This window comes from Pseudomonas sp. R1-6 (assembly GCF_051132115.1).
Classification (GTDB): Bacteria; Pseudomonadota; Gammaproteobacteria; order Pseudomonadales; family Pseudomonadaceae; genus Aquipseudomonas.
The window spans coordinates 1,775,684-1,791,769 of sequence record NZ_CP071662.1 but is presented as its reverse complement, the minus strand read 5'-3'; the positions used below and the strand labels follow the sequence as shown (position 1 = coordinate 1,791,769).

The following is a 16,086-nucleotide window of genomic DNA, read 5'->3' as shown; positions in this document are numbered from 1 at the left end:
GATTGTCCGCGAAGCAAGCGGAACAGGTCACGCACTAATTTGCTGATAACATGAGCGCCCGAGCGTAAATCACCTAGAGATCATGATGAGCCAACCCTGGAGCCCTGACAGCTGGCGCGCCCTGCCGATCCAGCAGCAACCCCGATACCCTGACGCGGCGCATCTGCAACGGGTCGAGCAGACCCTGGCCAGCTATCCGCCACTGGTGTTTGCCGGTGAAGCCCGGGAGTTGCGCCGTCAGTTCGCCGAAGTCACCCAGGGCCGGGCCTTTCTGTTGCAGGGCGGCGACTGTGCGGAAAGCTTCGTCGAATTCTCCGCCGCCAAGATCCGCGACACCTTCAAGGTGCTGCTGCAGATGGCGATCGTGATGACGTTCGCCGCCGGTTGCCCGGTGGTGAAGGTCGGGCGCATGGCCGGCCAGTTCGCCAAGCCACGCTCCGCCAATGATGAAACCATCGACGGCGTAACGCTGCCGGCCTACCGGGGTGACATCGTCAATGGCATCGGCTTCGACGAGCAAAGTCGTGTACCGGATCCGGAGCGGTTGCTGCAGTCCTACCACCAGTCCACCGCCACGCTGAACCTGCTGCGTGCGTTCGCCCAGGGCGGCTTTGCCGATTTGCACCAGGTGCACAAATGGAATCTGGATTTCATCGCCAACTCGGCCCTGGCGGAAAAATACAGCCACCTGGCCGACCGCATCGACGAAACCCTGGCCTTCATGCGCGCCTGCGGCATGGACAGCTCGCCACAACTGCGTGAAACCAGTTTTTTCACCGCCCACGAGGCGTTGCTGCTCAACTACGAAGAAGCCTTCGTGCGCCGCGACAGCCTGACCAATGACTATTACGACTGCTCGGCCCACATGCTGTGGATCGGCGACCGCACCCGTCAGCTGGACGGTGCCCACGTCGAGTTTCTGCGCGGGGTGAACAACCCGATCGGCGTCAAGGTCGGCCCCAGCATGAACCCTGACGACCTGATTCGCCTGATCGACGTCCTCAACCCGGACAATGACCCGGGCCGACTGAACCTGATCGCGCGCATGGGCGCCAACAAGGTTGGCGATCACCTGCCGCAACTGCTGCGCGCCGTACAGCGTGAAGGCAAGCAGGTGCTGTGGAGCTCCGATCCGATGCACGGCAACACCATCAAGGCCAGCAGCGGCTACAAGACCCGGGACTTTGCGCAGATCCTTGGCGAAGTGAAGCAGTTCTTCCAGGTCCATGAAGCCGAAGGGACATACGCCGGCGGTATCCACATCGAGATGACCGGGCAGAACGTCACCGAATGCATCGGCGGCGCGCGCCCGATCACCGAGGACGGCCTGTCGGACCGCTACCACACCCACTGCGACCCGCGGATGAATGCTGATCAGTCGCTGGAGTTGGCGTTCTTGATTGCCGAGACCTTGAAGCAGGTTCGGCGGTGAGTCTGTAGGTCCTTCTTCACCGTTCAATCGCCTCGCGAGCAGGCTCGCTCCCACATTGGATTTGCTGTGTCACAAAGGCTGTAGTCACCGCAAATCCCTGTGGGAGCGAGCCTGCTCGCGAAGGGGCCAGCTCAGTCACTGGTAATTTCAGCCAATGCCACCGCCAACCGAACCCCACCCTCCCGCTGGCAATTGAGTTGAACCCGCTCCAACCCCAACCACCGGGCCATGCTCCACAGATTCGCCGCCAGCGCCAGCATGCCCTCCTCGTCCATCCCGGGCACCTCTTCGTGCACGGCATGCACGGCCAATTGCCCCAAAGCCCGCTCCGCCCGCAAATCAACCCGGGCGGCAATTCGCTCGTTGTGTAGAAACGGCAGGACGTAATAGCCATACACCCGCTTGTGTACCGGCGTGTAGATCTCCAGGCGATAGCGAAAATCAAACAGCCGCTCGGTGCGACTGCGCTCCCAGACCAGCGAATCGAACGGTGACAGCAGCGCACTGGCGGCAACCTTGCGTGGAATTTTCACAAGGGGGCGACACCAGGCCGGCTGTTTCCAACCCTGGACCTGACAGCGCAGCAGTGCTCCGGCCTCTTCCAGTTCAGCCAGCCGCTCGCGGGCGTCCGCCGGCCCCAGGCGAAAGTAGTCGCGCAGATCCTTCTCGGTGCCAACCCCCAAGGCTTCGGCGGCATGGATCAGCAGTGTGCGCTGGGCCTGGGCTTCGTCCGGCAGCGGTTGCTGCAGGATCGAGGCCGGCAAGACCCGCTCCGGCAAATCATAGAGGCGCTCGAAGCCACGGCGCCCCGCCACCGTCACCTCGCCCGCCGCGAACAGCCACTCCAGCGCATGCTTCTCCGCGCTCCAGTCCCACCACGGCCCGGCCTTTTCCTGGCGCGTGGACAAGCTGCCCGCGCCAGTCGCGCCCTGGTCCCGAACAGATTGCAGGACTCGACCGATCACGCCTTGCTGCTCGCGGCCGAAACGCGCCAATTGTTGGTAGATACCTTCGCCGCGCGCCGCCCGAGCCATGCGCCAGCGCATCGACGGATACATCGTCATCGGCAGCAGCGAAGCCTCATGCCCCCAATATTCGAATAACGTGCGACGACGCCCCTGGCTCCAGGCAGCTTGATCGAGCAAATCGCGATTGTAATGACCGAGGCGGGAGAACAGCGGGAGGTAATGCGAGCGCACCAACGCGTTGACTGAATCGATCTGCAGGACGCCAAGGCGTTCGATCAGGCGGTTGAGGCGGGAGGGTTGGACCGGCGCCGACGGTAGCCGCCCATCGAATCCTTGGGCGGCCAACGCCAGACGCCGGGCCTGTTTGAGGGTAAAGGACAGAGTCGCGGGCATGGAGATCTCCTTGTCTGCTCGCAACCTACCTCACCACTAAGCGGTTTGTGTAGGGAAGGATGGCTCATTTGTGCATTGGGTCATCCCAGAATGGCCGGACCACTTCTTTTTCCACGTCGGCACGGCTGACGCCGATGTCCTTGAGCGCCTCGTCGCTCAGGCCGGCAAGCAATTCACGTTCATGGTGCAATTCATACCAGCGGCTAAACTTGTGCAGCAGATCGCTGAGGGAAAACCGGTGGAATGAGTGCTTGTCTATCGATACATACCCTTTCTGACCTTTCATCGTCATGTCCTCCGTTGGGGGTAGCTCAAGTCTCGCGCCAAGGCTAAGATCAATCCAACGAATGTTTCTTATGCAATACATCTCGGAGATTGATCCATTGTCGAGTTACCCGAGCATCGATACGGAAGTGCTGCGGACCTTTGTCGCCATCGCCGATCAGGGTGGTTTCACCCGTGCCGGGGAATTGGTCAACCGTACGCAATCCGCGGTCAGCATGCAGATGAAGCGGCTGGAGGAAGACGTGTTGCAGCGTCGGCTGTTCGAGCGCGACGGGCGACAAGTAAAGCTCACCGCCGAGGGCCAGGTGTTGCTGGGTTATGCCCGGCGCATCCTCAAGTTGCACAGCGAAGTGTTCAATACCCTGCGCGAACCCCATATGGTCGGCACGGTCCGCATCGGCACACCGGACGATTATGTGATGCGCTTTCTACCAGGCATCCTGCAGCGCTTCGCCCAGTTCTATCCGCTGATCGAAATCGAGGTGCATTGCGAATCATCCAAGCAATTGCTGCTGCGCCAGGACCTGGACCTGTCCATCGTCACTCGCAAGCCTGGGGATGAAATAGGCCAGTTGCTGCGCAAGGAACGTTTTGTCTGGGCCGAAGCGGCGTGCTTCAACACCCATGAGCAAACGCCCCTGCCGCTGGCAATGTTCAACAGCGATTGCTTCTGCCGGCAGTGGGCCTGCAATGCGCTGGACGCCATGGGACGCGATTACCGCGTGGCCTATAACAGCTCGAGCTTGTCGGCGATCATGGCGGTGGTAGGCGCGGGCCTGGCAATCACTGCGCAACTGGAAAGCCTGCTGACCCCTGACATGCGCGTCCTCGGCGAGGCCGAGAACCTGCCGGAGCTGCCCGAGGCCAGCATCATGCTGATCCGCAACCTGCACAATCCGTCGCCGATCACCGAATGCCTGGCCGAACACATCGTGGAAGGCTTCAAACTTTAAAGATGAGCAGTACGGCGCACAGCACCAGGAAACCGCAGAACAGCCCACGCAACAGTCGCTCCGGCAAGGCGTGGGCGACCTTCACGCCCCAGCTGATGCTCATCAGCCCACCGACTGCCAGCGGCACGCCGATCCACCAGTCCACTTCATGATGAAACGCATAAGTGACAAGGGTCACGCCGGTACTGGGCAAGGCCAACGACAGCGACAGGCCCTGGGCAACTACCTGAGTCGTGCCGAACACACTGGTGAGGAACGGCGTTGCGACAACGGCCCCACCCACACCAAACAGGCCACCCATCGTCCCTGAAGCCGCACCCAACACGCCGAGCCATGGCCAACCGTGGCGCATCTGCGCCGAAGCGGGCGCCGTGGTGGTGAACATTCGGATGAGGTTATATGCAGCCAAAACAACCAAGAACACCACGAAGCCGATGCGCATGCTTTCGGCGTCAATGCCCACGGCCCAGATAGAGCCGAGCCAGGCGAAGCAGAATCCCATGGACGCCAACGGCAGGACATGACGCAACTCGATGCGATTGCGCTGGTGATAACGCCACAGCGCCAGCATGACGTTAGGCACCACCATCACCAATGCCGTGCCCTGGGCAATCTGCTGGTCCAGGCCGAACCATACGCCCAGCACCGGTATCGCAATCAGCCCGCCACCGATGCCGAACAATCCCCCCAAGGTGCCCAACGCGGCGCCCAACAGCAAATACAGCACGACCTCGATCACAGACCACTCTCCCCTTAATCAGGGCGCCTATCCTACGCAGTTGCCGAGACCGAGGAAACGCAACACCTGATCAAGTCGTCAGAATTATCTGGTGCATTAAAGATTCGTCCGCTAGATTCGTAATCATCTTTGACGAAAGGTTTTGCCATGAGCACCCAACGCGACACCCCCGACCCTTGCGAAGCCCTTTTGCTGGACAACCAGGTCTGTTTCGCCCTGCACTCGACATCGCTGTTGATGACCAAGGTGTACAAGCCACTGCTCCAAGCCCTGGGCCTGACCTATCCGCAGTATCTGGCGATGATGGTGCTGTGGGAAAAAGACGGTTTGACCGTCGGTGAAATCAGCACCCGCCTGCTCACTGACCCGGGCTCCCTTACACCATTGCTCAAGCGCCTGGAGGCCGAGGGCCTATTGAGCCGCACCCGCAGCCGTGAGGACGAGCGCGTGGTGATCGTCGAGCTCACCGAGCAAGGCCGCGCCTTGCAGAAAAAGGCCCTCGACATACCCCAATGCATCCTCGCCGCCAGCGGCCAGACGTTGGAGCAACTGAAGAAACTGCAGCATGATCTCCAGCAGTTGCGTGGGCACTTGCAAGACAGCCTCTAACTTCAGGAACACCGCCGGCTCTATGTGGGACCGAGCCTGCTCGCGAAGGCGCCGGCGAATCCAATACCCCTCCCTTTGACCTTCCGCCCTTCCCGTCAAACCCCCCGCATCGAAAAATTTTCAACCCCATCGAACCGCTCTAGAACAGCCCCTCCAGCCATTTCCGGCTTGCCAATTCATATCCACCGTAAAAATTTATCTTGCGCGCAAATTATTAGCGCTATACATTCTCTCCACACCTACTTAGCGCGCAAACATTTAGCGCAAACAACCAACCTGAAAACGAGGCACCCACCATGAAAACGCTCTACACCGCAATCGCAACTTCCACCGGCGGCCGTGACGGTCGTGCTATCTCCAGCGACAACATTCTCGACGTCAAACTCGCCACGCCAAAAGAACTCGGCGGCGCAGGCGGTGCGGCGACCAACCCTGAACAACTGTTCGCCGCCGGTTACTCGGCCTGCTTCATCGGCGCGCTGAAATTCGTCGCCAGCCAGACCAAACGCAAGATCCCAGACGACGCCTCTATCTCTGCCCATGTCGGCATCGGCCAGATTCCTGGTGGTTTCGGTCTCGACATCGACCTGCACATCAGCCTGCCGGGCCTCGACCAGGCCGACGCCCAGAGCCTCGTCGATGCCGCGCACCAGGTGTGCCCTTACTCCAACGCCACCCGCGGCAACGTTGATGTGCGCCTGCACGTGACCGTTTGATCTTCGCCCCTCGAACCTGAATTTAAGGAGATGCACATGAACACTTTCAGCAAAACCCTGACCGGCGCCCTTCTCGCCCTGAGCGTGAGCAACGCTTTCGCCGACGGCATCGTCGAACACAATACCCAGGCTTTCCTCGACGCGCTGAACGCCGGCACCGGCAAGCCGCTGGAGCAGTTGTCGCCCAAAGACGCCCGCGCAGTACTGGTCGGCGCCCAGGCCGGTGTGAAGTTGACGCTGCCCAAGGCCGATGTCAGCGAGAAAACCATCAAGGTCGATGGACAATCGATCAGCCTGACCATCGTTCGTCCGGCCGGTATCAAGGGTGAGCTGCCCGTGTTCATGTTCTTCCACGGCGGAGGCTGGGTGCTGGGGGACTTCCCAACCCATGAACGCCTGGTTCGCGACCTGGTGGCGGGTTCGGGCGCCGTCGCGGTTTTTGTCAACTACACGCCCTCACCCGAAGCGCATTACCCGGTGGCGATCAACCAGGCTTATGCCGCAACCAAGTGGGTGGCCGAGCACGGTAAGGAAATCAATGTCGATGGCAAGCGCCTGGCGGTAGCGGGCAACAGCGTTGGCGGTAACATGGCTGCGGTCGTGGCGCTGATGGCCAAGGACAAGGGCACCCCGGCGATCCGCTTCCAAGCGCTGTTATGGCCGGTGACCGATGCCAATTTCGAGACGGCGTCCTACAACCAGTTCGCCGAAGGGTATTTCCTCAGCAAGAACATGATGAAGTGGTTTTGGGACAACTACACCACCGATGCCGGGCAGCGCAACGAGATCTATGCATCGCCATTGCGGGCAACCACCGCGCAGCTCAAGGGCCTGCCGCCCGCGCTGGTGCAGACTGCCGAGGCTGACGTACTGCGCGACGAAGGCGAAGCCTACGCCCGCAAACTGGACGCGGCCGGCGTGCCAGTCACGGCTGTCCGTTACAACGGCATGATCCACGACTATGGCTTGCTCAACGTCGTGAGCCAGGTGCCAGCGGTGCGCTCGGCGATGTTGCAAGCGTCCCAAGAACTCAAGGAACACCTGAAGTAACAGGGCCCCTGGGAGCAAGAATGAAAAAGCCCGACTCAATGGTCGGGCTTTTTCGTACAAGAGACTTCGCTTATTTAGCGCGGCCTTTGTAGGAACCGCCTTCGCGGGTATCGATCTCGATCATGTCGCCGATTTCGATGAAGTCAGCAACCGACAGCTCGGTACCGTTCTTCAGTTTGGCAGGCTTCATCACCTTGCCGGAAGTATCACCGCGAGCGGAGCCTTCGGTGTAGTCAACCTGACGCACGATGGTGGTCGGCAGTTCTACGGAAACCAGGCGGCCTTCGAAGAATACGGCTTCGCAGACGTCGGTCATGCCTTCTTCAACGAATGGCAGAACGCTTTCGATGTCTTCGGCGTTCAGTTCGTACATGGTGTAGTCAGTGGTGTCCATGAACGTGTAGGAGTCGCCGCTGATGAAGGACAGGGTCGCTTCTTTACGGTCCAGGATCACGTCGTCCAGCTTGTCGTCCGCACCGTAGACGGTTTCGGTCTTGTAGCCGGTCAGCAGGTTTTTCAGCTTGGTCTTCATGATCGCGCTGTTACGACCCGACTTGGTGAATTCAGCTTTCTGAACCAGCCAAGGATCGTTGTCGATACGAATCACGGTACCGGGTTTGAGTTCTTTACCAGTTTTCATTGCGAATATCCGAATTTGGATGGGATTTACAAAAATCTAGGCCGCGTATCATATCCAATTTCGGTAAAACTTCACCAGCGCCGTGGCGAGATCGGCTCGCGAGGCCTGTTCCAGGCACCATGCCTGGGCGTGTTCGGCCAGTTCACGCCGCGCTTCGCCAGTGGCTTTCCAGTGCTCGGCCATGTCCTGGCCGGCATTCCAGGCCCGCCAAAGACCGCTGATCGCTTTTTCCGCCGAAGCCGAAAGACCTTGGGTGTACAACGTGAGAAACGCTTCGAGCTTTTCCAGATGGACGTCTTCTTCCTGCTGGTAGATGTGCCAGAGCAACGGCCGCCCGGCCCATTGCGCACGTACGAACGAGTCTTCGCCACGCACCGCGTTGAAATCGCAGCACCACAGGAGCCGGTCGTAATCATCCTGCCTAATAAAGGGCAGCACCTGCACCGTCAGGGCCCCGCGGCGATGCAGCGCGCCGGACTCCAAGCCATCCACGCCCAGCCAGCGCGCCACATCGCCCAGGACCCGACCTTCGGGAACCAATACATGGGATGCGCGCGCATCGGTCGCCATCGCCTCGAACCAGCTCGCCAGTCCGGCGTTCTCATAGGCGAACAGCGAGATCAGGCGCGCCCCGGGTTCCCGCACGACGCCCAATCCATGCAGGAAATTTCGCTGCGCCACGTCATCCTGTTGAAACAGCCGACGATGCTTCAGCAGGCTGGCCTCACGCAGCAAGCCCCCCGTTCCCTCTTGGAAACCAGGAAAAAAGAAATATTTCTGCACATGCTTGTACTTGACCGACGGCAGGCCATGGCAACCGATGACCCAGTCTTCGGCGCTCAAGTAGTCGAGGTTCATCCATAACGGCGTCACCTCGCGTTCGGCCATCGCGTCCATATAGGCACCGGGCAATTGGCAGGCGAAGGCTGCTATCACAACGTCCGCCGCGTCGGTGTCGCACCATTGCGTGGGCCAGTGTCGGACCTGTACACCCTGCTGCCATTGTTCACAAAGGCCGACGTCGATCTCGGGGCACAGCCGCTCGAAAGCACGCAGGTCATCGACCCAAAGCCGCACCGCGCATCGATGCTCGGCCACCAATTGCCGGGCCAGGCGCCACGTGACGCCGATGTCGCCAAAGTTATCCACGACGGTGCAAAAAATATCCCAGCGCACGGTCATTCCCGACTCCCTGTGGCAAAGCCTGATTGTCCCGCATTGGCCCCGTATTGCAGAAGGGCCGACGGCGATTAATCTTCATGCGACAATCAGCGCCTATCCATGCCCCTGCCAGGAAGCAGTCATGCCTGATCATCCCCCCGCCCCGCGCCTCACAGCCCTGCGATTGACCGTCAGTATTGCCCTGGGCCTGTGGCTGGGGTTTGTCGCCATCGTTCTGACGGGCTGGTTGCTGTCCAGGTTCCTGTTCGATGAACAACTGGCCCCGGTGGCCGCCGCGGTCCATCAACTGGCGCAACCGCCAGCGGTGCAACCGGCGCCCGAGCCGCCCACGCCGATGTTCGAGCAGTACCAGCAGAATCTGCAGAAGAACGAGCAGCGCCAGGCGTTGGAACAGGTGCGCAACAATCCTCGCAACCTGTCCAACCCCAAATGCCAGTTCTGGCTGCAACAGGACCAGAACGCGCCCAGCGAGAAAAGCCGCGCCAATGTCCTGCAATTTTGCGAGTGATCATGAACAAGCAGACCGTTCACCAATTGATCCTCGACAAGCTCAAGGTTGACCTCGACGTCGCCGAGCGAGCCGCGCAAACCGCTTATGAAACCGCGACGCACGAGGAAAACATCGCCGAAAACAAGTACGACACCCTTGGTCTCGAAGCGTCCTACCTTGCCGCGGGGCAGGCCAGGCGCGTAGAGGAAATCCGCCAGGCCCTCGCCCTCTGCCAGAACCTGGCGCTAAGGCCTTACGATGGGCAACGCGGCATCCAGGTCGGCACCTTGATCGGACTGGAAGATGAAGATGGCCGCCAACAGTGGCTGTTCCTGGGGCCGGATGCGGCGGGGCTTAAGGTGTCGCTGGTGGGTCAGCCGATCACCGTCATCACCCCTCGCTCGCCGCTGGGCCGAGGCCTGCTGGGCAAATTCGAAGGGGATGAAGTGGAGATCGTCGTGGCGGGCGCCCGGCAACAGTTCGCTGTCACCGAGGCAATTTAGTCCAGCTTAGTGCACCGGCAATTCGACGCCGTCGAACAGCTCTTCGAGTTCCTGCTTGTTGTGGCACTGAATGGCCTTGGCCATCACCTCCCGAGTGAGGTGCGGCGCGAATTTCTCGATGAAATCGCACATGAAGCCACGCAGGAAGGTGCCACGACGGAAGCCGATCTTGGTCACGCTGGATTCGAACAGCTCGCTGGCATCCAACACCACCAGGTCATTGTCGAGCTTGGTATCGACGGCCATCTTCGCCACGATCCCCACACCCAGGCCGAGGCGTACATAAGTCTTGATCACGTCGGCGTCGGCGGCGGTGAACACCACCTTCGGCGTCAGGCCACGATGGCTGAAGGCTTCGTCGAGTTTCGAACGGCCGGTGAAGCCGAACACGTAGGTCACGATCGGGTATTCGGCCAAGGCCTCGAGGGTCAGCTTCGGCAGCTTGGTCAACGGATGGCCCTGGGGCACCACCACGCAGCGGTTCCAGCGATAGCACGGCATCATCACCAGGTCGCCGAACAACTCCAGGGCTTCGGTGGCGATGGCGAAGTCCACGGTGCCATCGGCGGCCATTTCGGCGATCTGCATCGGCGAACCCTGGTGCATGTGCAGCGCGACGTCCGGATATTGCTTGATGAAATTGCTGATCACCGGCGGCAGCGCATAACGGGCCTGGGTGTGCGTGGTCGCGATGGACAGGGTGCCTTTCTTCTCGTTGGAAAATTCCTGGGCGATCTGCTTGATGCTTTCGACCTTGCGCAGGATCTCGCCAGCCGTGGTGATGATGCGCTCACCGGCCGGGGTGACACGGGTCAGGTGCTTGCCGCTGCGGGCGAAGACTTCGACGCCCAGTTCGTCTTCCAACAGGCGGATCTGCTTGCTGATGCCAGGTTGCGACGTGTAGAGGCTTTGGGCGGTAGCGGAAACGTTGAGGTCGTGGTGCGCCACTTCCCAGATGTAGCGCAATTGTTGAAGCTTCATATGTATCCCTCAAAGCAGTTGGATGCGACGGGCATCAGCGACGGCATATAACTATATGAATGGTTGTATTAATAAATCTAGAACTTTTTATAAAAAGCCATCATTTAGCCTTAGGTCTCCCCGTGGCGCCGCCGCTGCACCAGCGGCACCAGGTAGACCGGCACCCGGGATAACTGCAATACCCGTGCGGCGGTCCTCCCCAAAGGGGTCTCGCCATTCGCCCCCTGGCAATGACTGCCTACGATCAACAAATCGACGGAGAGTTTCGCGGCCTGCTCGAGAATGACCTGGGAAGGATCACCCTGGAATACCCTCACCGACTTGATCAGCTTCAAGTCTTGCTGCCCCTCCCCCAGTTCCTCGCGAAAATTGTCGAGTACCCGCTGCTCGATATTGGCCATCACCGTATTCAGACCCTGGCGATGAAATTCGTTCAGCGCGTGCTCGTCGAGGTAGCTTTGCAACACCGACTCGGCGAACAGCCCCATCGGTTCCACCGCATGCACTACATACAACTCGGCTTCAAACGTCCGTGCCAACGCCAAGGCATGCTGCATCACATAAGGGGCATAAAGGCCCAGGTCTGTGGCGTACAGCATCGAACGAATCATGTGACCTCCTCGAATGCCTGAATGGCGGAGATTGATTCAGCTTAGCAGCGCCCCGACGAGTGCGACGTGCGGCGTGACGCTCCCCGCAACGGGTGGTCAGAGCTTCACTTCGTTACTGATGCCATGGGGCACGTGCCCGGTGGCGACCACTTCCCGGGCAAGCTCGCAATGTCCGGTCTGGTCGTCGAAAAACACGTCGGCGGCAAAAGCCTCGAGAAAGGCCGACTTGGTCAAGCCGCCCAGGAACAGCGACTCGTCGAGGCGGATATCCCATTCGCGCAACGTGCGAATGACCCGTTCGTGGGCCGGCGCCGAACGGGCCGTCACCAATGCCGTGCGGATCGGGCAAGCATCCTCGGGAAACTCGCGTTGCAGCGCATTGAGCGCCGCCAGGAAGCCCTTGAATGGCCCCCCTCGCAGCGGCTCGCGCGCGGCCTGGCGCTCACTGGCCTGGAAGGCTTCCAGGCCACCGCTCTGATAGACGCGTTCCGACTCGTCGGAAAACAGCACCGCATCACCGTCGAAAGCAATGCGCAATTCCTCGCTGGCGGCACGGCTGGCGCCCCCCGACAGAATTGTCGCGGCCGCAAATCCCGCGTCCAGGGCGCTGCGCACGTCTTCGGCATGGGTGGACAAAAACAGGTCGCAGCCGAAGGCCTTCAGATAAGGGTATGGACTGCGGCCCCCAACGAATGCGGCGCGGGAAATCGCCAAGCCATAATGGTGGATCGAGTTGAATACCCGCAGGCCGGTATCGGCGCTGTTTCGCGACACCAGGATGACTTCGACACGGGCGCGCCCAAGGTGCTCGTTGAGGTTGAGCAGTTTCTGCACCAGGGCGAAGGCGTCCCCCGGCTCCAGGACCTCGTCTTCATGCTCGATCTGGTATTGCCGATAGGCCTCGACGCCACTCGACAGATAGACCTTGTGGCTTTCGCGCAAATCGAACAAGGCCCGCGATGAAATCGCCAGCACCAGCTTGTCATCGATGTTATTTGCCATGTAGCCCCCTTTCGCCTGTCAACGGTTGCGGCGATCCAGGAACGCCAGCGCCTGATGCAACGCTTCGATCTTCGGCAGCTCGCAGCCTGCCGCCTTGGCCGCCGCCAATGGCCGGGCGTAGATTGCCTCCAGCTCCAGCGGCCGTTTATGGGCGTAATCGTGATACATGCTCGGCCAATAGTCGGGCATTTTTTCGGTCATCGTGAACAGATAATCCGCATACCCAGGCGCGATCTGATGGCCGCAGGCCTGCGCACCGCGTACCACCTCGCCCATGAGCGCCTGGATCAGTCCGCGACTGTGATCATTCGCCATCAACGGCGAGGTGCTGGCGCCCAGCAGCACCGACAGACCGTTATACGGTACGTTCCACACCAGCTTCTGCCAACGAGCCTGTTGCAGGTCGGGCATCGCCTGGGAGTCGATGCCGGCGCCACGGAACAGACCCGCCGCCTCTTCGATGATCGCCATGCGCTCAGCCTGGTCCTGGCAGGGACCACTGTGATAGCCGATGTTGACCGCACCGAGCGCCTGGTGAGCGATGACGCCCGGGCCGACACGATTCACGCAGATCAGGCACAGGCCACCCAACAGGTGCAGCGAATCGGGCAACAACGGCCGCAGATCGTCTTCGACATCGAGGCCGTTCTGCAGCAATAGGATTTTCGCCCCATCGGCGGCCGCCTGGATGATCGCCGGTGCCAGGTCGGCATTGCTGGTGGTCTTGGCGCCCACCAGCAGCCACTCACAAGGCGGCATCTGCTCAGCCGAGCGGTACGCCTGGACCGGATCGAGGCTCAGCGTGCCATGGACATCGCTGTCGATCCGCAGGCCGCCCTCGGCGACGGCGGCAAATTCGCTGCGCAACAAGAAGTGAACGTCGTGACCGGCCCGGGCCAGCATCACACCGTAAAACCCACCGATCGCCCCGGTGCCGATCATGCCGATCCTGCCGCTCCCGGGCCTAGCGCCTGCCTGCGTCATGCAACTCCCCCTCTCTGACAATCCCCGCGCATCATTACACAGGACCCGCGCTTCGTGGCGAGGACCCTGCCCGCCGCAATTAAAGCGGCCCCTGCCCATTGTCGAGCCACCTCCGAACGCGCTAAGGTTCGGCTCCCCGACGCGCTTAACTTCGCTGTGCACCGCCGCGCGGGGATCGCTGGCGGCCGGCACCCGTGACCTGACGAGTAACACGATGGCTGATTTACCGATCAATGACCTAAACGTCGCCTCCAACGAGACCCTCATCACGCCTGACCAACTCAAGCGCGATATCCCCCTGAGCGACGCTGCCCTGCGCACCGTGACCAAGGGCCGGGAAGTCATCCGCAACATTCTCGACGGCACCGACCATCGCCTGTTCGTGGTCATCGGGCCTTGCTCGATCCACGACATCAAGGCTGCCCACGAATACGCCGAGCGCCTGAAGGTACTCGCCGCGGAAGTTTCCGACACCTTGTACCTGGTAATGCGGGTGTATTTCGAGAAGCCTCGGACGACCGTTGGCTGGAAGGGCCTGATCAACGACCCGTACCTGGACGACTCCTTCAAGATCCAGGACGGCCTGCACATCGGTCGCCAATTGCTGCTGGACCTGGCCGAAATGGGCCTGCCCACCGCCACCGAAGCCCTGGACCCGATCTCTCCGCAATATTTGCAGGACCTGATCAGCTGGTCGGCCATCGGCGCACGCACCACCGAATCCCAGACCCACCGGGAAATGGCCTCCGGCCTGTCCTCGGCGGTCGGCTTCAAGAACGGCACCGACGGCGGCCTGACCGTGGCGATCAACGCCTTGCAGTCGGTTTCCAGCCCGCACCGTTTCCTGGGCATCAACCAGGAAGGTGGCGTCTCGATCGTCACCACCAAGGGCAACGCCTACGGCCACGTGGTATTGCGCGGCGGCAACGGCAAGCCGAACTATGATTCGGTCAGTGTCGCCCTGTGTGAGCAGGCGCTGGACAAGGCCAAGGTCAAGCCGAACATCATGGTCGATTGCAGCCACGCCAACTCCAACAAGGACCCGGCGCTGCAGCCGCTGGTGATGGAAAACGTTGCCAACCAGATCCTGGAAGGCAACCAATCAATCATCGGCCTGATGGTGGAAAGTCATTTGAACTGGGGCTGCCAGGCGATCCCGAAAGACCTCGCCGATTTGCAGTACGGCGTCTCCATCACCGACGCCTGCATCGACTGGGGCACCACTGAGAAAACCTTGCGCAGCATGCACGCCAAGCTCAAGGACGTGCTGCCAAAGCGTCAGCGCAGCTGATCGATCGCTTCGACAGATAAACACCAGCATAAAAAAACGCCGGGCTTTTCAGCCCGGCGTTTTTTTGGGGAACCGTGGGTGTCAGAGCTTCGCCGCGTGCCGCTGGTGACGTTCCATGTATCGCTCCACATAGGAGCAGGACGGGATCACCGTGTAGCCCATTTCCTCGGCGTACTGCAGGGCCGCTTCAGTCAGCTTCGCCGCGATTCCCCTGCCACGCAACGCGTTGGGCACGAACGTGCGATAGATATCCAGGGTCTGCTTGCCCAGGTCCATGTAGGTCAGATAGGCACGATGACCGTCCACAATGGTCTCGAACTGATGACCAGCCTGGTCATGGTGGATGGTAACCGCCTCGCTCATCACTACTCCTCGCGGGTCTGAATGCCGACCCCTACCTTACCGATGTTTTTCCGGCGAAGGAACATCTACGCCACCCCGTGCCTGCTTGGTCACCGAGCGCAAAAAATCAACCGCTCAAACCCGAGCACGTCGTGAATAGTAGGCACCAATGACGCAAATGCTCAAGGCACGCCTGTCACTGAAGGGATAAACCCCGGCGGGTTTATCGATTGAGCGTCACGCTCACCCTGTAGTCGATCAAGGCGCAATAGCTGAACATCGCCAGTTGTTGAGTCTTGAGACGAGCGCCGATTGTTAAAGTCACCGCCGTTACCAATAAAAGATGTGCCGGCGGTTGCGCAAAAAATGAGCAAAAGTCTAGGAGAATCAATAAACAGCGACTTTAGCGCTCTGCAATGAGTTGGTCTGCCCAGCGGAACTTTTCTTCACCGCCGCGCTCCATTCCGGAGGTTGGGCTGTGCGTTTTTTAAACAGCACTCAGAAAAGTTGCTTGAAAAAGAATCACCGCCTACAATTTTTTTGCTTCTTGCGCTACGTCAGTTTACTTACTACAAGTAATGAGTAGTATGTACGCCGGCTAACTCCTCACTCTGGGGAGACAGTCATTAAATAGAAAGTCCTTGAAGGGGAACACGATGAACAACGTTCTGAAATTCTCTGCTCTGGCCCTGGCCGCAGTTCTGGCTACCGGTTGCAGCAGCGCATCGAAAGAAACCGAAGCCCGTCTGACTGCTACCGAAGACGCAGCAGCTCGCGCCCAAGCTCGTGCAGACGAAGCCTACCGTAAAGCTGATGAAGCTCTGGCTGCTGCTCAAAAAGCACAACAGACTGCTGACGAAGCTAACGAGCGTGCTCTGCGCATGCTGGAAAAAGCTAGCCGCAAGTAATAGTCCT

Annotated in this window: 19 protein-coding genes; 9 read left to right on the top strand and 10 right to left on the bottom strand. The window is 60.2% G+C overall.

Annotated elements, in window-relative coordinates; genetic code table 11:
* Positions 1–85: 85 nt before the first annotated feature.
* Positions 86–1,432, top strand: coding sequence for a class II 3-deoxy-7-phosphoheptulonate synthase (locus tag J3P81_RS08380; protein ID WP_420764795.1), 1,347 nt, complete (start codon positions 86–88; stop codon positions 1,430–1,432).
* Between the two features lie 131 nt (positions 1,433–1,563).
* Here the strand turns inward: J3P81_RS08380 and J3P81_RS08375 are convergent, their stop codons facing one another.
* Together J3P81_RS08375 and J3P81_RS08370 are read right to left on the bottom strand one after the other, a co-directional pair.
* On the bottom strand, positions 1,564–2,793 hold the full coding sequence (locus J3P81_RS08375) for a winged helix-turn-helix domain-containing protein (RefSeq protein ID WP_434563138.1): 1,230 nt from the start codon (positions 2,791–2,793) through the stop codon (positions 1,564–1,566).
* Positions 2,794–2,857: 64 nt separating this feature from the next.
* Positions 2,858–3,079 (bottom strand): DUF1127 domain-containing protein, encoded by a 222-nt coding sequence (locus J3P81_RS08370; RefSeq protein WP_420764797.1) that lies wholly within the window; start codon positions 3,077–3,079, stop codon positions 2,858–2,860.
* Between the two features lie 97 nt (positions 3,080–3,176).
* Between J3P81_RS08370 and J3P81_RS08365 the strand changes: the two genes are divergently transcribed.
* On the top strand, positions 3,177–4,031 hold the full coding sequence (locus J3P81_RS08365; protein WP_420764840.1) for a LysR substrate-binding domain-containing protein: 855 nt from the start codon (positions 3,177–3,179) through the stop codon (positions 4,029–4,031).
* On the opposite strand, the gene J3P81_RS08360 is transcribed toward J3P81_RS08365, so the two are convergent.
* Positions 4,021–4,770: a sulfite exporter TauE/SafE family protein gene (locus tag J3P81_RS08360; RefSeq protein ID WP_434563136.1), complete on the bottom strand. Its 750-nt coding sequence runs from the start codon at positions 4,768–4,770 to the stop codon at positions 4,021–4,023. The two genes, J3P81_RS08365 and J3P81_RS08360, sit on opposite strands and share 11 nt — an antisense overlap.
* A gap of 147 nt (positions 4,771–4,917) precedes the next feature.
* On the opposite strand from J3P81_RS08360, the gene J3P81_RS08355 reads away from it, so the two are divergent.
* From J3P81_RS08355 to J3P81_RS08345, 3 genes are all read left to right on the top strand, one after another.
* Positions 4,918–5,379 carry a MarR family winged helix-turn-helix transcriptional regulator gene (locus J3P81_RS08355; protein WP_434563134.1) on the top strand — a complete coding sequence of 154 codons (462 nt, stop codon included), beginning with the start codon at positions 4,918–4,920 and terminating at the stop codon, positions 5,377–5,379.
* A gap of 296 nt (positions 5,380–5,675) precedes the next feature.
* Positions 5,676–6,095 carry an organic hydroperoxide resistance protein gene (locus J3P81_RS08350; RefSeq protein WP_434563132.1) on the top strand — a complete coding sequence of 140 codons (420 nt, stop codon included), beginning with the start codon at positions 5,676–5,678 and terminating at the stop codon, positions 6,093–6,095.
* Between the two features lie 36 nt (positions 6,096–6,131).
* The gene (locus J3P81_RS08345; protein WP_434563129.1) at positions 6,132–7,145 is read left to right on the top strand and encodes an alpha/beta hydrolase; all 1,014 of its coding nucleotides are present in this window, start codon (positions 6,132–6,134) and stop codon (positions 7,143–7,145) included.
* Between the two features lie 70 nt (positions 7,146–7,215).
* Here J3P81_RS08345 and J3P81_RS08340 read toward each other — a convergent pair whose 3' ends face one another.
* Positions 7,216–7,785, bottom strand: a complete 570-nt coding sequence (locus J3P81_RS08340) for an elongation factor P (RefSeq protein WP_007955690.1) — start codon at positions 7,783–7,785, stop codon at positions 7,216–7,218.
* Positions 7,786–7,833: 48 nt separating this feature from the next.
* Positions 7,834–8,967, bottom strand: a complete 1,134-nt coding sequence (gene earP, locus J3P81_RS08335; protein ID WP_434563127.1) for an elongation factor P maturation arginine rhamnosyltransferase EarP — start codon at positions 8,965–8,967, stop codon at positions 7,834–7,836.
* Positions 8,968–9,088: 121 nt separating this feature from the next.
* Here earP and J3P81_RS08330 point away from each other — a divergent pair, with 121 nt between their 5' ends.
* Complete coding sequence (locus J3P81_RS08330) at positions 9,089–9,475, top strand: cytochrome b/b6 domain-containing protein (protein ID WP_420764803.1); 387 nt, start codon at positions 9,089–9,091, stop codon at positions 9,473–9,475.
* 2 nt (positions 9,476–9,477) lie between these two features.
* Complete coding sequence (locus J3P81_RS08325) at positions 9,478–9,960, top strand: GreA/GreB family elongation factor (protein ID WP_420764804.1); 483 nt, start codon at positions 9,478–9,480, stop codon at positions 9,958–9,960.
* A 6-nt stretch (positions 9,961–9,966) separates the two neighbouring features.
* Here J3P81_RS08325 and cysB read toward each other — a convergent pair whose 3' ends face one another.
* The 4 genes from cysB to J3P81_RS08305 form a co-directional block, all read right to left on the bottom strand.
* Positions 9,967–10,941 (bottom strand): HTH-type transcriptional regulator CysB, encoded by a 975-nt coding sequence (gene cysB, locus J3P81_RS08320; RefSeq protein WP_003183769.1) that lies wholly within the window; start codon positions 10,939–10,941, stop codon positions 9,967–9,969.
* Positions 10,942–11,051: 110 nt separating this feature from the next.
* Positions 11,052–11,552: a universal stress protein gene (locus tag J3P81_RS08315; RefSeq protein WP_420764805.1), complete on the bottom strand. Its 501-nt coding sequence runs from the start codon at positions 11,550–11,552 to the stop codon at positions 11,052–11,054.
* Between the two features lie 96 nt (positions 11,553–11,648).
* Positions 11,649–12,554, bottom strand: a complete 906-nt coding sequence (locus J3P81_RS08310; RefSeq protein WP_420764806.1) for a 5'-nucleotidase — start codon at positions 12,552–12,554, stop codon at positions 11,649–11,651.
* 18 nt (positions 12,555–12,572) lie between these two features.
* A complete protein-coding gene (locus J3P81_RS08305; protein ID WP_434563125.1) occupies positions 12,573–13,538 on the bottom strand; it encodes a putative 2-dehydropantoate 2-reductase in 966 nt (321 codons plus the stop codon).
* Between the two features lie 214 nt (positions 13,539–13,752).
* Here J3P81_RS08305 and J3P81_RS08300 point away from each other — a divergent pair, with 214 nt between their 5' ends.
* A complete protein-coding gene (locus J3P81_RS08300) occupies positions 13,753–14,829 on the top strand; it encodes a 3-deoxy-7-phosphoheptulonate synthase (protein ID WP_420764808.1) in 1,077 nt (358 codons plus the stop codon).
* Between the two features lie 81 nt (positions 14,830–14,910).
* Here J3P81_RS08300 and J3P81_RS08295 read toward each other — a convergent pair whose 3' ends face one another.
* Positions 14,911–15,192 (bottom strand): GNAT family N-acetyltransferase, encoded by a 282-nt coding sequence (locus J3P81_RS08295; protein WP_420764809.1) that lies wholly within the window; start codon positions 15,190–15,192, stop codon positions 14,911–14,913.
* 635 nt (positions 15,193–15,827) lie between these two features.
* On the opposite strand from J3P81_RS08295, the gene oprI reads away from it, so the two are divergent.
* Positions 15,828–16,079 carry an outer membrane lipoprotei OprI gene (oprI, locus tag J3P81_RS08290; RefSeq protein WP_011335311.1) on the top strand — a complete coding sequence of 84 codons (252 nt, stop codon included), beginning with the start codon at positions 15,828–15,830 and terminating at the stop codon, positions 16,077–16,079.
* Positions 16,080–16,086: the final 7 nt, after the last annotated feature.

Excerpts from the sequence above, each read along its gene's own strand:
- J3P81_RS08380 (WP_420764795.1), top strand. The coding sequence starts at position 86 with ATGAGCCAACCCTGGAGCCCTGACAGCTGGCGCGCCCTGCCGATCCAG.
- J3P81_RS08375 (WP_434563138.1), bottom strand. The coding sequence starts at position 2,793 with ATGCCCGCGACTCTGTCCTTTACCCTCAAACAGGCCCGGCGTCTGGCG.
- J3P81_RS08370 (WP_420764797.1), bottom strand. The coding sequence starts at position 3,079 with ATGAAAGGTCAGAAAGGGTATGTATCGATAGACAAGCACTCATTCCAC.
- J3P81_RS08355 (WP_434563134.1), top strand. The coding sequence starts at position 4,918 with ATGAGCACCCAACGCGACACCCCCGACCCTTGCGAAGCCCTTTTGCTG.
- J3P81_RS08350 (WP_434563132.1), top strand. The coding sequence starts at position 5,676 with ATGAAAACGCTCTACACCGCAATCGCAACTTCCACCGGCGGCCGTGAC.
- J3P81_RS08345 (WP_434563129.1), top strand. The coding sequence starts at position 6,132 with ATGAACACTTTCAGCAAAACCCTGACCGGCGCCCTTCTCGCCCTGAGC.
- J3P81_RS08340 (WP_007955690.1), bottom strand. The coding sequence starts at position 7,785 with ATGAAAACTGGTAAAGAACTCAAACCCGGTACCGTGATTCGTATCGAC.
- earP (WP_434563127.1), bottom strand. The coding sequence starts at position 8,967 with ATGACCGTGCGCTGGGATATTTTTTGCACCGTCGTGGATAACTTTGGC.
- J3P81_RS08330 (WP_420764803.1), top strand. The coding sequence starts at position 9,089 with ATGCCTGATCATCCCCCCGCCCCGCGCCTCACAGCCCTGCGATTGACC.
- J3P81_RS08325 (WP_420764804.1), top strand. The coding sequence starts at position 9,478 with ATGAACAAGCAGACCGTTCACCAATTGATCCTCGACAAGCTCAAGGTT.
- cysB (WP_003183769.1), bottom strand. The coding sequence starts at position 10,941 with ATGAAGCTTCAACAATTGCGCTACATCTGGGAAGTGGCGCACCACGAC.
- J3P81_RS08315 (WP_420764805.1), bottom strand. The coding sequence starts at position 11,552 with ATGATTCGTTCGATGCTGTACGCCACAGACCTGGGCCTTTATGCCCCT.
- J3P81_RS08310 (WP_420764806.1), bottom strand. The coding sequence starts at position 12,554 with ATGGCAAATAACATCGATGACAAGCTGGTGCTGGCGATTTCATCGCGG.
- J3P81_RS08305 (WP_434563125.1), bottom strand. The coding sequence starts at position 13,538 with ATGACGCAGGCAGGCGCTAGGCCCGGGAGCGGCAGGATCGGCATGATC.
- J3P81_RS08300 (WP_420764808.1), top strand. The coding sequence starts at position 13,753 with ATGGCTGATTTACCGATCAATGACCTAAACGTCGCCTCCAACGAGACC.
- J3P81_RS08295 (WP_420764809.1), bottom strand. The coding sequence starts at position 15,192 with ATGAGCGAGGCGGTTACCATCCACCATGACCAGGCTGGTCATCAGTTC.
- oprI (WP_011335311.1), top strand. The coding sequence starts at position 15,828 with ATGAACAACGTTCTGAAATTCTCTGCTCTGGCCCTGGCCGCAGTTCTG.